Origin of the sequence: Wolinella succinogenes DSM 1740 (assembly GCF_000196135.1) — a bacterium.
In the GTDB taxonomy this organism is placed as follows: Bacteria; Campylobacterota; Campylobacteria; order Campylobacterales; family Helicobacteraceae; genus Wolinella; species Wolinella succinogenes.
Window position 1 is genome coordinate 778,756 of the sequence record NC_005090.1, and the last position, 15,014, is coordinate 793,769.

14 protein-coding genes are annotated in these 15,014 nt (G+C 48.6%); 4 read left to right on the plus strand and 10 right to left on the minus strand.

Annotation, left to right across the window (positions count from 1 at the left end; translation table 11 throughout):
• Positions 1-37 precede the first annotated feature (37 nt).
• The gene (gene rpmI / locus WS_RS03955; RefSeq protein WP_011138732.1) at positions 38-232 is read left to right on the plus strand and encodes a 50S ribosomal protein L35; all 195 of its coding nucleotides are present in this window, start codon (positions 38-40) and stop codon (positions 230-232) included.
• Positions 233-337: 105 nt separating this feature from the next.
• The gene (gene rplT, locus WS_RS03960) at positions 338-691 is read left to right on the plus strand and encodes a 50S ribosomal protein L20 (RefSeq protein ID WP_011138733.1); all 354 of its coding nucleotides are present in this window, start codon (positions 338-340) and stop codon (positions 689-691) included.
• A 206-nt stretch (positions 692-897) separates the two neighbouring features.
• Here rplT and ppsA read toward each other — a convergent pair whose 3' ends face one another.
• Positions 898-3,321, minus strand: a complete 2,424-nt coding sequence (gene ppsA, locus WS_RS03965; RefSeq protein WP_011138734.1) for a pyruvate, water dikinase — start codon at positions 3,319-3,321, stop codon at positions 898-900.
• A gap of 164 nt (positions 3,322-3,485) precedes the next feature.
• On the opposite strand from ppsA, the gene purL reads away from it, so the two are divergent.
• The gene (purL, locus tag WS_RS03970) at positions 3,486-5,687 is read left to right on the plus strand and encodes a phosphoribosylformylglycinamidine synthase subunit PurL (protein ID WP_011138735.1); all 2,202 of its coding nucleotides are present in this window, start codon (positions 3,486-3,488) and stop codon (positions 5,685-5,687) included.
• Positions 5,671-6,084 (plus strand): hypothetical protein, encoded by a 414-nt coding sequence (locus WS_RS03975; protein ID WP_232013704.1) that lies wholly within the window; start codon positions 5,671-5,673, stop codon positions 6,082-6,084. The genes purL and WS_RS03975 overlap by 17 nt, the downstream gene beginning before the upstream one ends.
• Positions 6,085-6,114: 30 nt before the next feature.
• Here the strand turns inward: WS_RS03975 and WS_RS03980 are convergent, their stop codons facing one another.
• From WS_RS03980 to fdhD, 9 genes are all read right to left on the minus strand, one after another.
• The gene (locus WS_RS03980; protein WP_011138737.1) at positions 6,115-6,873 is read right to left on the minus strand and encodes a fumarate reductase cytochrome b subunit; all 759 of its coding nucleotides are present in this window, start codon (positions 6,871-6,873) and stop codon (positions 6,115-6,117) included.
• Positions 6,874-7,210: 337 nt separating this feature from the next.
• The gene (locus WS_RS03985) at positions 7,211-7,930 is read right to left on the minus strand and encodes a fumarate reductase iron-sulfur subunit (RefSeq protein ID WP_011138738.1); all 720 of its coding nucleotides are present in this window, start codon (positions 7,928-7,930) and stop codon (positions 7,211-7,213) included.
• Entirely contained in the window at positions 7,930-9,900 is a 1,971-nt protein-coding gene (locus WS_RS03990) for a fumarate reductase flavoprotein subunit (RefSeq protein ID WP_011138739.1), read from the minus strand. Before WS_RS03990 ends, WS_RS03985 begins: the two co-directional genes overlap by 1 nt.
• A gap of 21 nt (positions 9,901-9,921) precedes the next feature.
• Entirely contained in the window at positions 9,922-10,692 is a 771-nt protein-coding gene (locus WS_RS03995; protein ID WP_011138740.1) for a fumarate reductase cytochrome b subunit, read from the minus strand.
• A 406-nt stretch (positions 10,693-11,098) separates the two neighbouring features.
• Positions 11,099-11,515: a universal stress protein gene (locus WS_RS04000; RefSeq protein ID WP_011138742.1), complete on the minus strand. Its 417-nt coding sequence runs from the start codon at positions 11,513-11,515 to the stop codon at positions 11,099-11,101.
• A 14-nt stretch (positions 11,516-11,529) separates the two neighbouring features.
• Positions 11,530-12,762: a molybdopterin molybdotransferase MoeA gene (locus WS_RS04005; RefSeq protein WP_011138743.1), complete on the minus strand. Its 1,233-nt coding sequence runs from the start codon at positions 12,760-12,762 to the stop codon at positions 11,530-11,532.
• Positions 12,763-12,770: 8 nt separating this feature from the next.
• On the minus strand, positions 12,771-13,811 hold the full coding sequence (locus WS_RS04010) for a NifS protein (protein ID WP_011138744.1): 1,041 nt from the start codon (positions 13,809-13,811) through the stop codon (positions 12,771-12,773).
• Complete coding sequence (locus WS_RS04015; RefSeq protein ID WP_011138745.1) at positions 13,808-14,182, minus strand: winged helix-turn-helix domain-containing protein; 375 nt, start codon at positions 14,180-14,182, stop codon at positions 13,808-13,810. Before WS_RS04015 ends, WS_RS04010 begins: the two co-directional genes overlap by 4 nt.
• Before the next feature lie 12 nt (positions 14,183-14,194).
• On the minus strand, positions 14,195-14,986 hold the full coding sequence (gene fdhD, locus WS_RS04020) for a formate dehydrogenase accessory sulfurtransferase FdhD (protein WP_011138746.1): 792 nt from the start codon (positions 14,984-14,986) through the stop codon (positions 14,195-14,197).
• Positions 14,987-15,014 lie beyond the last annotated feature (28 nt).

Consider the following 15,014-nt stretch of genomic DNA (forward strand, 5'->3'; position numbering starts at 1 on the left):
AGGCCCCAATTAATCTTATGAAAGGAGAGAAAAGTTCATGCCCAAGATGAAAACTAATCGCGGTGCCGCTAAAAGATTCAAACTTAAAAAGAATCTAATCAAGCGAGGATCGGCCTTCAAAAGCCACATCCTAACCAAGAAAAGTGCGAAGCGCAAGGCGGGTCTTAACGAGCCTAAGTACGTTAATGACGCTAACCTTGATTCGATCAAGAAGCTGCTTTGCATGGCGTAACGGACTAAACCCCGTTATTTGACAGAGAGACCCCTAGAGATTAGGGAAAGTTTAGCCCCTAGGGCTACACCTTGATAACTTATTTGAAAAGGTAAAGGACCAAAAATGCCAAGAGTTAAAACCGGTACAGTCAGACGACAAAGACATAAAAAAGTTCTAAAGCTCGCTAGAGGTTTCTATAGCGGTCGAAGAAAACACTTCCGAAAAGCTAAAGAGCAGCTCGAAAGAAGTATGTATTACGCTTTCCGCGATAGGAAGCAAAAGAAGCGAGATTTCCGAAGTCTTTGGATCACTCGTATCAATGCTGCTTGCCGAATCAATGAAATCAGCTATTCTCGATTCATGCATGGACTAAAGCTCGCCAATATTGAATTGGATAGAAAAATCCTAGCGGATATGGCAATGAATGAACCTGCCAACTTCGCTAAAATCGTAGAAGCCGCTAAAAAAGCGCTCTAAGAATCTCTCTTTTCTCTCCTTGTCTTTTTGGGCAAGGAGGGTCTACTTCTTTTTGCTTTTAACCCCTTTACCTGCTAGAAAAATCGCCACTCCTCCCCCGTCATATTTTGAAGGATGCAATAAGAATTTTTGTTTGTAAAAAGGCAAAAGATGGAGCAGGAATAGAGAATAAAGAGGTTAAAAGAAGGAGAGAGAGCGAGGGGCTTTTAGCGCCCTAGCTCTTTTTCAAGTTTGACGACTCGCTCCCAAGTCCCAATCACTGAATCAGGATTGAGGGAGATCGAGGAGATTCCTTCTTTGACGAGGAATTCGGCGATTTCTGGATAGTCGCTAGGCGCCTGACCACAGATTCCGCAATATTTACCCGCTTTTTTGGCTGCGGCAATAGCTTGCGCGAAGAGCTTAAGCAGGGCAGGGTTGCGCTCATCAAAGACATGACTCACGAGTTCACCATCTCGATCCACGCCTAGGGCGAGCTGGGTGAGGTCGTTCGAGCCGATGGAGAATCCATCAAACATCTGCAAAAACTCATCGGCTAGAATAACATTCACAGGGAGCTCACACATCACATAGATCTCTAGTCCATTTTCACCTGAGACAAGCCCGTTGCGGCGCATGATCTCTAGCACCTTTTTGCCCTCTTCGGGGCTTCTTAGGAAGGGAATCATCACTTTCATATTGGTGAGACCCATTTCGCTTCTCACACTAGCTAGTGCTTGGCACTCCCACTCAAAGGCGGGTCGATACTGTTCGGAGTAGTAGCGGCTAGCCCCTCGGTAGCCAATCATGGGATTCTCTTCGTGGGGCTCATAGGCCGCACCCCCAATCATTCGGCGGTATTCATTGGACTTAAAATCGCTGGTTCGAACAATCACAGGATCGGGGTAGAAGGCGCTAGCGATCATTCCTACACCCTCGGCAATCTTTTTAGTGAAGAAATCCTTGGGATTCTCATAACCCGCCATAATGGAGCGAATCTGCTCAATATCTTGAACATCTTTTTTGCCATTTTGAAGATCAACAAGCGCCAGAGGGTGGGCCTTGATGTAGTTGTTGATGATGAACTCCATCCTAGCCAAGCCCACGCCGTTGTTGGGGATTTGGGCAAAACCAAAGGCTTTCTCGGGATTTCCAACGTTCATGTAGATTTTGGTTTTGGGTTGTTCGAGGTTGGAGAGGTCGATCACTTCCACTTCATACTCGTGGATTCCTGCATAGACAAATCCCTCTTCGCCCTCCGCACATGAGACGGTCACTTCCATGCCAGTCTCTAGGCGCTCTGTTGAGCCAATCGCCCCTACGATTGCAGGGACACCAATCTCTCTAGCGACGATGGCCGCATGGCAGGTGCGTCCTCCTCGATTGGTGATGACAGCCGCTGCTTTTTTCATGGCGGGTTCCCAATCGGGGTCGGTGTTGTCGGTGACGAGAATCTCGCCCTCTCTAATGTCAGACATATTGACGATGCTCTCAATCACACGCACCTTGCCATGACCAATTTTACCCCCAATGGCTTTGCCCGTGATGATCACCTCTTTTTTGGTTTCTTCATTGAGGAATCGATACTTCTCTAGTTTGCTTCCGCCCTTTTTCATTCTTTGGCTCTGCACGGTTTCAGGGCGTGCTTGCACGATGTAGAGCTCGCCGCTCACACCATCTTTAGCCCACTCCATGTCCATAGGACGATATTCGCCCGCCTCTTGGGAGTAGTGTTTCTCGATGATGGTAGCATAGCGTGCTAGGGTGAGAATCTCTTCATCAGAGACGGAGAAGGTGTTAAACTCCTCCTCGGTGGTGGGGATATTCTTGGTGGGGTGTTCACTGCCCGGAGCGGCATAAACCATCTTCAAATGCTTGTGTCCGAGCTGTCTCTTGATAATGGGGCGTTTTCCTTCAGCCAAAGTGGGTTTGAATACATAGAATTCATCGGGATTAACCGTTCCGCCGACGACATTTTCGCCAAGCCCCCAGCTGGAGGTGATGAAAACAGCGTCTTTGAAGCCCGTCTCTGTGTCGATAGAGAACATCACTCCTGAGCTTCCCTTGTCACTTCGAACCATCTTTTGTACGCCCACACTGAGGGCTACTTTGAAGTGATCAAAACCTCTAGAGGCGCGGTAGCTGACAGCTCGGTCGGTGAAGAGTGAAGCAAAGCAGGATTTGACATAGTGGATGAGCTCTTGGTGCCCCTGAACACTCAAATAGGTATCTTGCTGGCCTGCAAAAGAGGCATCAGGAAGGTCTTCGGCCGTTGCGGAGCTTCTCACGGCCACATCGGCTTGCTCCATGTGATACTCTTGGCTAAGGAGCGCATAAGCCTCCAAAATCTCTTCTCTAAGGTCGGCAGGCAAAGGAGTCCCAAAGATTAAATCGCGGATTTTCTTAGACCTTACTTTTAATACATCGATTTCAGTCACATCGATATCTTCGAGGAGGGATCGAATTTTATCTCGGATTCCAGCGCTATCGAGCAGATACCAATAGGCATCGCTTGTGATGGCAAATCCGTTAGGAACTTTGATTCCCATAGGCACGAGTTCTTGGAACATCTCCCCGATGCTGGCGTTCTTGCCGCCTACTATGGGAACATCTTTGTTATTCAGTTCCTTGAAAAACTTGATATACTTCATCCCCTTGACTCCTTAAATAGATGGTTGGCGCTATTTTACTAGATTTAAGATTATTCAAGTCTTATTCCCGCTCCTCCCGTGCAAACCCCCTCATTTCATCTCTGCTTTATCGCCGATTCGCTAGAATCGCTCACTTAAACTTCACCAAACAATAGAGGATCATGATGGAGAATCTCGCGTCACTGCTTAAATCCCATAAACTCTCTCAGGCGGACTATGAACATATCGTCCAGATTCTAGGTCGAGAGCCCAATCTCGTGGAGCTCGGAGTCTTTTCGGCGATGTGGAGTGAGCACTGCAGCTATAAATCGAGCAAGAAATATCTGCGAGGCTTTCCAACGGAGGCAGCTTGGGTGATCCAAGGACCGGGAGAGAATGCGGGCGTGATTGATATTGGCGAAGGGTATGCGGCCGTCTTTAAGATGGAATCGCACAATCACCCCAGCTTTATTGAGCCCTACCAAGGCGCAGCCACGGGCGTGGGCGGAATCATGCGAGATGTCTTTACGATGGGAGCTAGGCCCGTAGCGAGCCTCAATGCGATTCGATTTGGGGATATCAGGCGCCAAGATGAGATCGGCAAGAAGCATCGCTATCTTCTTAAAGGGGTGGTCGCGGGAATCGGTGGATATGGAAATTGCATGGGGGTTCCCACAGTGGGGGGCGAGATGAGCTTTGAGGATTGCTACAATGGCAACATTCTTGTGAATGCCTTCACCTTGGGAATCGCCAAGAGCGATGAGATATTCTATGGTCGCGCCGAAGGAATCGGAAACCCTGTCATCTATGTAGGAAGTAAAACAGGGCGAGATGGCCTAGGGGGAGCGGTCATGAGCAGTGATAGCTTTGATGATGCCGCCAACCAGCTTCGACCTACCGTGCAAGTGGGAGACCCTTTTGCAGAGAAGCTTCTTCTTGAGGCGTGCCTAGAGCTCTTCAAAACGAATTATATTGTGGGTATCCAAGACATGGGGGCTGCGGGACTCACAAGCTCCTCTTTTGAGATGGCGGGACGCTCGGGAAGTGGGATGATCATGCACCTAGATCGCGTACCGATGCGAGAGCAGGGAATGACTCCCTATGAGTTGATGCTGAGCGAATCGCAAGAGCGAATGCTTATTTGCGCCAAAAAGGGTTACGAAGAGAAGGTGCTTGAGATTTTCCGCAAATGGGAGCTTGATGCTGAAGTGATTGGCGAAGTGACCAGTAGTGGCAAGATGGAGCTCTTTTGGCATGGAGAGAAGTGCGCAGAGATTCCTGTTCTGCCCGTGAGTGAAGAGGCACCCATGCTCGATCGTCCCACAAAAGAGCCCGCCTATTTGGCAGAGATTCGATCCAAAGGGGCTCAAGCCCCCAAAGAGATTGACCTCAAAGAGGCTTTTATGAAGCTTTGGAGCGCACCTGAGACGATGGATAAGTCATGGGTCTATAGCCAATACGATTCGATGGTGCAGACCAACACTATCGTGGGCCCCGGCGGGGGTGATGGTAGCTTGGTGAGGGTTAAAGAAAATGGGGCAGCTCTTGCGATGAGTGCGGATTGCAATCCGCGATACTGCTATCTAAACCCAAGAGAGGGGGCAAAACTTGCCGTGGCGGAGTCGGGACGAAATGTCGCTGTGCGTGGAGCTAGACCCTTAGCGATCACGGATTGTCTCAACTTTGGGAGCCCTGAGAATCCTGAGGTGATGTGGCAGTTTGCTGAGGCGTGCGAGGGAATCAAGGAGGCGTGTAAAGTACTTTTGACGCCTGTGGTGAGCGGGAATGTCTCGCTCTATAACCAGACCAATGGTGTGGATATCTTCCCCACCCCCTCCATCGCTACCGTAGGGCTTCTTCCTAAGGCTCAAAAGGCGCTTTTGGGCGCGTTCAAAAAAGAGGGAAATCTCCTTCTTCTTGTGGGCGAAACCAAGAGCGAGTTTGGCGGAAGTCTCTACCAAAAAGAGGTCGAAGGATTCCTTGGCGGGGATGCGCCTGTGATTGATCTTCATCGTGAGCTAGCGTTGTGGAGATTCCTTGAGGAGGCCAATGAGGCAGGATTCCTTGAGAGTGCCAAAGATGTGAATGTCGGGGGATTGGCTATAGCCCTTGGCAAAATGAGCGTGCTGGGTCAAAAAGGGTGCAAAGTCAAAACCGCGCTCAAAGGGGTCGATCTCTTTAGTGAGAGCCCCTCGCGCGCAGTGCTTGAGGTCTCTAGCGAACATCTAGCTGCCCTTGAATCGCTCGCCCAAAAAGGGGGTGTAGCGCTTGGTGTGATTGGAAGCGTGGGAGGAGAGAATCTAGAGATTGATTCCCTTTCGCTTCCTTTGCAAACACTTCAAGAGATCTATCTTCGCGGTTTTGCTAAGATTGTCGAAAACCTCTAAAATCCTCCTCTCTCTTCTGGTGAGCGCCACTTTGGAGGCGACCTCGCTGGAAGATTTCTATCTTCAAGTCCATCAGCAATCCCTTCAAAAAGATTATGTCACCTTCAGAGGGCGTTCGCTCCTCTCCCATGAGGCCTATATTGAGATTCTTAAAGAGAGTGAAAAGGAGAGGCTTCAGGGCTCGTTGGTGATGATTCGTGGGAGGATTGAGCGCTTCATCTATTTCAATGAGACGGGTGGAGTAGCCCTTTCTAGCGACCAAAATGCGAATCTTCGATTCGATATTCGTTACTATGAGACGCTCAAAGATATTGGAATAGGGGGAGGATTTTTTGCAATTTGCGTCTTGCCTCGATACGACAAGTGTCTTTTGCTTGGATATAAGGCCTTTGATTAGAGGAAAAGATTCCTCTAATCTTGGATAGGCTTATTTGGTTTTGGCGAAAGTGAGTCTCTCTTGGATGGAGAGTGGAGAGAGGTTTTTTCCATGTTTGATATAGGTGAAATCTGCCCAAAGCGCCAAGAGTGTCAATACTCCAAATACCCCAAAGACTTCGGATCGAACATTGCGAATTCTTCTTTGGAGTGTTTTGGGCTCGCTTGCCTCAATGGGGCACCACTTTAAGATCAGTCGATAGGCTCCAATCCCTGCGTGTAGAGTGCTCACAAGGAGCAACAAAAGATAGAAAGAGCCTAGGCCCCCATGAACAAAGCGGTAGGCTGCCGTGGTAGCGCTGAGCGTCTCTTTGGAGGTGAGAATCATAAGCAGATGAGCTCCGCCTAACACAAGAAGCGCTAAACCGCTGAGGCACTGTAGCCACCATAGGGTCGTCCCTGTGTGAGAGAGAAGCTGACGATGGGAGAGGAACTGAGCGAGCTGAAGGTAGTTGGCAGGAAGTTTGCGCATGGCAAGAAATCCATGAGCAAGAAAGAGCACCAAGACTCCAAGGGTCACCAAAGAGGTCACCCAAGGCAGCCCCCCTTCAAACCAAAAATCCATCTCCGCTTTGCCAATCACCCAATCAAAGGCTTCTGGTCCTAGAAGAATTGTCGAGGTGAAGATCATGTGGCAGGTCATAAATAGAGCCAAAAAAAGCCCCGTGAGGCTTTGCCAGCGATCCAACTTAGCGGGCATACGACTTTTTCGCTTGCAGCAGCGAGCGTCAAAAGTGGTGACATTTTTCATGTTTGGTCATTCCTGTGAGTGAAATTTCACTGGCGCCATCCCCCCTTCGCACAGAGTTTGTGCAAGATAGACCAGCATGCCAATCATAACGGGTTTGGGGGTTTTTGTGAATTAGTCCTGAGGGCATTCTTGATGGATAAAATGTTACAAAGTGGAATCTTTTAAGAGTGTGATATTTAATTAACGATCACCTTTAACAGGGGATTCTCTAGGAATATGTGTCAAAGTGTGACACTCAAGGAGAGGGCAGGGCGGGGAAAAAGGCTTAGAATGGATGATTAGTTTGAAGGCTTCAAGGAGTATAAAGGAGGCGGGGGAGACCCCGCTCCAAGGAGATTTAGTTGACGCTGACCATTTTTCTTCGAAGGTAAGCGATCTTGCTTTGCAAGGGGAGGTTTTTGGGGCAGACATCGTGGCAAGCCAAAAGTGTCATACAACCAAAGACTCCATCATCATCTCCGATGAGTTCATAGTAGTCTTCATCGGTTCGCTCATCGTGTGGATCAATCATAAAGCGAACGACACGGTTGAGTCCAGCCGCGCCGACAAAGTCTTCTCGCATGATCTTAGTTCCGCAAGCTGCGATGCAGCAGCCGCATTCGATACATCGGTCAAGCTCGAAAACCTCTTGGGCAACTTCGGGCTCGATTCTTTCCTCAAGCTTGGAGATGTCATGCTCTTTTTGAGCGTGAATCCAACTCTCCACTCGCTGACTCATACCGTTGAACCAGTTTCCTGTATCCACGGAGAGGTCTTTGATGAGTTTGAAAGCGGGCAAAGGAAGAAGCGTGATCACGCCATCCTCAAAATCTTTAGTCAAGGTTCGGCAAGCTAGGCTTGGACGACCATTGATCATCATGCCGCAGCTTCCGCAAATTCCTGCGCGGCAAACGAAGTCGAAGTTCAAATCGGGATCGTAGGTCTCGCGAATCATGTTGAGGACGATAAAAATCGTCATCGAGGGCGCTTCTTCAATTTTGTATTCTTGAAAGTGGGGCTTAGAAACCGCACTTTGGGGGTCATATTTAAAAACCCTGATGGTTAGCATTCTTCCCATTATTTGTCTCCTAGGCGTTCGTTTCTGGCTTTGTATTTAGCGGGTAGCTCATAAGGCATGAGAGCTTCTTGAATAGCATGTCGATCTTTGCCAGCTGCTTCCAATTCGCTCTGAATCTTGTCGATCTCCTCTTGTCGTTTCACGCTTAAAGGATTCTCGATGTAGTTCCCTTTGGCTCCATATCCTCGATATCCAGGAGCAATCTCCATCTCATTAACATCAAGAGCTTCATACTCTAGAGTAGGGAGAGTCTGCTCAGGGTTAGGCCAAGAGGCAAGAGTTCGGTTGAGCCAGTTAATATCGTCTCGCTTGGGGTAATCCTCACGATTGTGAGCTCCTCGGCTCTCTGTTCGATCTAGAGCGCCTTTGGCAACGCAAAGAGCGACTTTGAGCATCATAGGCACACGGTAAGCCTCTTCGAGCTCAGGGTTGGCGTGGAGTCGCTTGTTTTTGATTCCTACATTTTTGGATTTTTTGTAGAGTTCTTCAAGCTCTTTGACCGCTTTTTCTAGGTGCGGACCATCGCGGAAGATTCCCACGTTGTCATCCATTACATCTTTCATGCGATTTTTAATCTTGAATACATCCTCGGTGCCTTTGCTCTCCACGAGGCTTTTCATGTAGGCTTCTTGGCCTTTCACAAACTTCTCTAAAGTCTTAGTTTCAAGATCCACTTGAGTGTTGGCGCAATGTTCTGCGAAATACTCTCCTACGATCATACCCGCTACGACGGCTTCGCTGACGGAGTTTCCGCCTAGTCGGTTGAAGCCGTGCATATCCCAGCAAGCGGCTTCACCCGCAGAGAATAGACCTTTAAGTTTCGCTTCGCCTCTGTAGTCAGTTCGGATTCCACCCATAGAGTAGTGTTGCATAGGAAGAACAGGCGCCCACTTCTCCGCAGGATCAATTCCAGCGAAGTATTCGCAGATCTCTTGAACATCTCGGAGGTTGGTTTCGATATGTTTTCGACCCAAGATGGAGATGTCAAGCCAAAGGTGCTGTCCATAGGGTGATTGTACGCCCTTGCCTTTTCGGATGTGCTCAATCATTCGTCTAGAGACAACGTCACGGCTAGCGAGCTCTTTTTTCTCAGGCTCATAATCAGGCATGAATCGGTGTCCATCCACATCTCGGAGAATACCTCCATCCCCTCGACAACCCTCGGTCAATAGAATCCCTGAAGGGAAAAGAGGGGTGGGGTGGAATTGAACCGCTTCCATATTTCCAAGCTGAGCGATTCCTGTCTCTAGAGCGATAGCCGTTCCTGTGCCCTCGCAAACCACTGCGTTAGTGGTGTTTTTGTAGATTCGTCCATAGCCCCCTGTAGCAATGAGGGTTCCTTTGGCTACATAAGCAATGATATCGCCCGTGACAAGGTCTCTTACGACCGCACCATAGCACTTGCCATCTTGATGAATAAGGGCAATAGCCTCTTTTCGATCTTGGATAGAGACGCCGAGTTTCAAGCACTCATTGGCAACCGCAAAGAGCATGGTGTGACCCGTAGCATCGGCGGTATAGCAGGTTCTCCATTTTTTAGTGCCCCCAAAATCTCGAGAGTGGATGAGACCATGTCTAAAATCCTCTTCGGTGATAGTGGTCTTTTGGGCATTGATGATCGCCATTCGATCACCCTTGTGAATACGGGTCCAGGGAACCCCCCAGGCGGCTAACTCTCTGATAGCCTTGGGCGCAGTGTTGACAAACATTCGAGCGACTTTTTGGTCACAGCCCCAGTCACTTCCTTTGACGGTGTCCATAAAGTGAAGATCTTCATTGTCTCCATCACTCATCTTGGAGTTTCCAAGGCTGGCTTGCATACCCCCTTGAGCGGCAGCGGAGTGGGATCGCTTGACAGGAATCAAACTAAGCACGATGGTGCTCAAGCCTTTTTGTTGAGTGGCGACAGCGGCTCTAAGACCAGCTAACCCGCCTCCAATAACCAGCGAATCGCAGTATTGTACTTTCATATTTATCCTTCCTCTTTGCTATTAACGATGGTGGGTGCGTTTGTAATCGAAATATTTGTAGTCAATATTCGGATCAGTCTGCTCCAAGCCTTTTTTCACATAAGCACCAAATGTGAGCAAGCCAAGGACGATCAAGAAAGCGCTCATAAGAGTCTTGAGTTTTTTAAGATTGGCTCGAGTTTTATCAGGAGTCTCTCCATCAAACCATCCCCACTTGACCGCGAGTCTGTAGAGACCTACAGAGCCATGAAGCTCAACGGCAAAAAGAAGAACAAGATACAAAGGCCACATCCACTCGCTCACCATACGGAAAGAGGAGCTCACGGGTCCAATGGTTTGGGGTTGCGTCATCATGATATAGAGGTGAACGCTTCCAAGGAAGAACATCGCAAAACCTGTCATGGCTTGAATCCACCAAAGTGTGGTGTCTCCGTGTCTCATGAGGTCTTTGTGTGTTTTAAAGGTGAGGTATTGTCGATAGTTGATCGGGAACTTTCTCATTGCAAGGAAAGCGTGCGCGATAAACACGGCAAAAACAAAAGCGGCAAGGAAGGAGACAACAATGGGTTTGCCACCCTCAAAGATGAAGTCTAGCTCAAATTTCTTGGTGACCCATAGCATTACATTGTCGCCAAGCAAAATCGTGGAGACAAAGAACATATGTCCAATCATGAATAGACCCAAAAAAAGACCGGTCGCACTCTGCCACCAATCCAACTTCGCAGGCATCCTGCTTTTTTTTCTTTCCGGAGTTACACCGGAGTAACTCTCAAGTATGCTCTCGTTTGTCATCTGTTTCCCCTGTGCAGTATTGGAGTTTCTGCTAAGAGCCAATGGAAAGCTCTCAAGCTCTTAACACGCCGAATCATACCGCGTTTCGACTCCTTTGTTAATATCGTTAATTTGGGGGTGCTTGGAATTTATTGTAACTTTTAGTGACAAAAAAAGTGACGTTTTAGAGGGGTGTTTCATTTTTGACAAACAGCCTTTTGTCGGGGCTTTTTGAGGGATAGATGATACTTTTGGTAAAAAATAAACTTATTTAAAACTTAAACAAAGTCTTGAAAAATGGAATCGAAAATTAAAGAGATCAAGGTAGTTTGGAACTGTAAGAGTAAAAATTTTTATCGCGGTTTTTAGAGTTTGAACGGTAGTTTTTAATATTTAATAAAATACAAAACCCCGTCCAAACCCCTTTTTATTTGACAATGAGGACGGGAATCGGAGCTTTTTGAATAAAATCATCCTGATGAGAGGCAAAAATTTTATTTAAGAATGAGTTTTCGCTGGAGCCAATGATGAGTAGATTGTAATCTTTCGCCTCTTCAAGCACCATCTCCACGGGCTCACCCTCTTTGATCACCACAAAGGGGTTGATTCCTTTTTCGGTGAAAAAGGTGGAGAATTTTTGGGTCAAGAGCTTCGCTTTCTCCTCCTCTTTCATCTCAATCTCATCATAAGCCGCCAAAACCGCCTCGCCATAGAGCATGAATTCGGGCTTGACATGGATGAGCGTGAGGGTGCAATCCGCATCCTTGCCAAACATATCTAAAATGTATTGAGCCGCCCTCTCGCACGCCTCGGTGTCATCAATCGCAAAGAGTAGTTTTTTCATGATTTTTATCCCCCTTAGATATTAAAGAAATCGACCGCCTCTTCCCCAAACGAGGTCATATAGGGAATCACCTTGATGAGTGCTCCCTCTTCTAGATTCTCCACCCCCTTGTCGCAAAAGATAATGGCATTGCTTGTGGTTAGGGGGGTGAGCATGCCTGAACCATATTTTCCTTCTTGGGTCGCCTTGAAGCAACCCTCGTGAAGGCGTCCAAGCACCATATTGGCTCGATTCCCCTTAAGAATCAAACGCTCCTTGTTGGGGGCATAGACGAACTCTAGATGGTAGCGCCTCTCGCCTTGCATTTTCTTTAGCATCGGAATTCCAAGAAAATGGAGATTGATGGAGGCGCTAAGAGGATTGCCTGGCAGGCATAGGAGTGTGGTTTTCCCCAAAATCCCCATCATTGTGGGGCGACCGGGTTTCACCTCGATTCCATGAAAGAGGGTTGTCATCCCCGCCTCCTCCAAAGAGCGCTCCATGAAGTCCGCCTCTCCTTGGCTCACGCCGCCCGTGGTGAGAATCACATCATAGGCATCAAAGCCTCTAATCGCCTCCCTCATCCCCTCAAGGCAATCAGGCAGAACGCCAAGGTAATCCGCTCTCCATCCAAAGTTCTGGAGTGTGGAGAAGAGCATGGAGGCATTGGAGTTGTAGATTTGGTGACTTTGGGCGCTCTCCCATGGCTCGATGAGCTCATTCCCGCTGGAATAGACTCCAATTCGCAAAGGGGCATAGGTGGGAAGCACTGAATAGCCTTGGGAGGCAAGGAGGGCGACATGATGGTGGGTGAGACGCTCCCCTTTTTGGAGGAGAGGCGCGCCCACTTGAAGCTCTTCACCCGCGATTTTGATGTTGGCACCCTCTTTGAAGTCCGTGGGGAGCAAGACGGTGGAATCATCTTTAAGGGTGGCGTTTTCAAAGGGAATCACCGCTTGGGTTCCCAAAGGAATAGGCGCACCCGTCATCACCTTGTAGCAGGCTCCATCATGGAGGCCCACCGAGCAGGATTCTCCTGCTAAAATCGTGCCAAGAATCGGTGTTTTTTGCCCTAAATCCGCCAAGCGCACGGCGTAGCCATCCATGCCTGAATTATCAAACGCAGGCAAGGCTTTTTGGCAGAAGAGGTCTTGGGCGAGAATCTTGCCCGTGAGGTCAAAGAGGTGGGTGTAGTGCACGCGATGAATGGGATTGGCGTGCTCTAGCATGATAGAGATGGCCTTTCTGAGGGAGAGGGCGGGTTGCATGAGAATCCTTATGAATAGAGATGAATCTGCTTGTATCGCAGAGCGAGAATCTTGGCGATTCTCTCAAGCTCCTCAATGGAGCCAAAGGGGAGAAAGCTCACGCTCAAAAGCTCTCTAGCCTCATCTTCATCATATCCCATACTTTGAAGCACACTAGAGGGTTTGGAGAATCCAAAAAGACACTCTTGGCCATTGAGTGAAGTGATCTTCTCTAAAAGAAGAGCTTGAATGAGTGAGCGCGCTCTGATTCCTTTGAACCTCAGAGGAAGGGCGTTGGGCAGGCAAGATTTTAAAGGGGCAAAGAGGGAGAGATTCTCTCCTAAGAGAGCGGAGAGATGCTCATAAAAGAGAGTTTTTTGATCATCGTTTTCGATGAGAATCTCGCGTGCTTTGAGGGCGGCGTGGAGCACGCCAAAGAGGTTGGCGCGCATGAGGGGGCGATGAAGGGGAATTTCTCCGCCAAGAATCGCCCCATAGCCCCTTGGAATTCCCAATATTTCGCCATTAATGAGCCAGTGTGCCTTTTCTAGAAGAGGCAGGGCGATTCCAAGAGCCAAGGGGTAGCTTGCCTCCACAAAAAGCCGCTCATCCAAGGAGAAGCCATAGGATTCTAGAGGGTTGAGCGTGAGGAGGTCTTCGTTAGCCCAAGGGAGGAAGAAGAGCTCAAAACCACGAGTTCTAGCCTCTTGAAGGCTGTTAGGCTCAATCACGCCGCTTTTTACATCAGGGTGAAGCCAAAAGATCTCTATGCCTAGCTTTTGGACTTCTCTAGCGGCTTTTAGGGCATTATAGTGGAGCGAAGAGGCGATGGCTAGCTTTTTTTTCTCCAATGCAAGAGCCAAAAAGAGCTCCAAAAAACTTCCGCTGGAGTAGTCAAAATCGTGTGCCTCCTCTTTTTTGAAAACTTGGGCGAGCGCTTTGGCTTGGTTGCTTTGCTCTTTATAGACCTTGGGGTCAATGGGCGAGGGATTGGGGTAGGGGAGGTGGAAGAGGGGAGTGATGAGCTCCTGTTTGATGGGAGGATTAGGGAGAAAGTCTAGGGCAGTCATGATTTTTCCTCGCTAGGAAGAACGATGGGTTCACCCTCGATGATAAAGTGTTCACTGTACTTCTCATCGCAGAGGCGCAGCATCTCTTCGCGCATATTTTTATAAGCCTCAATGAGTTCCTTGCCTTTGGGAGTGAGCGTGGAGCCTCCCCCATCTTTGCCCCCTTTTTTGCGGACAATGATAGGGTCTTTGATCTTCTCTTCAATGAGCTTCACGTGATTCCAAGCTTTTTTGTAGTCGATCCCGCACTCTTGGGCTGCCTTAGAGATGGAGCCAAGCTCCTCAATCATCTCTAATAGCTTAGTTTTTCCCTCTCCAAAGAGAATCTCTCCCTTGTCGTTTTCAATCCAAACTTTAATTTTGGCTCTCAACTCTTCTCCTTGCTAAGCTTTCTCGGCTATGATTCGCGAAGAGTGCGTGTAGATATTCATCTTGCGGCCTCGCGCAAATCCAATAAGGGTGGTTCCATGGGTCTGAGCGACCTTGACTCCAAGAAAGGTGGGGGCGGTTCGAGAGACGACAATGGGAATGCGGTGCATCACCGCTTTAATCACCATCTCCGAGCTTAGGCGTCCACTCACCATGAGAATCGCCCTCTCAATATCACGCCCCTCTAGGCGTGATTTGCCAGCCACTTTATCAATAGCGTTATGGCGGCCAATATCCTCTGAGGTGATCTCTGCGTCATCTTCAAAGAGGAGCATCGCCTTGTGAACGCACCCTGTGAGGCGATAGAGCTCGCTCTCTTTGTAAAATTTGGCGATGGAATCAAGAATCTTCCCTCCTGCCACGCTAAAATCACTCGTGTTAAAGGCGACTTCAACGCTATTTTCGGTGTTGCCCGTCACGCCCCCGCCACAGCCTGAAACCAGCGTCTTCTCTTTGTAGAGGTGTTTGAGGTTATTTTCGTTGATGTTGGCTTCCACATAGACGCTCAAACCATCTTCAGAGAGAGTGAGGGAGCGGAGATCCGCAATACCGCCGATCACCCCTTCGCTCATCAAAAACCCGATGGCGTGCGCCTCTTGGTCGATAGGAATGCACATGGTTGAGATCACCTTCTCGCCATTGAGATAGAAAGAGACTCGACTCTCTAAGATGGTGACATCTTCGATTCCTTCCATGATTCCATCATCATACTTTTCAATGTAAATCGTCTTTAAAACTTCGCTCAAACGGCTCTCCTGCTATGAAAATCTCTCC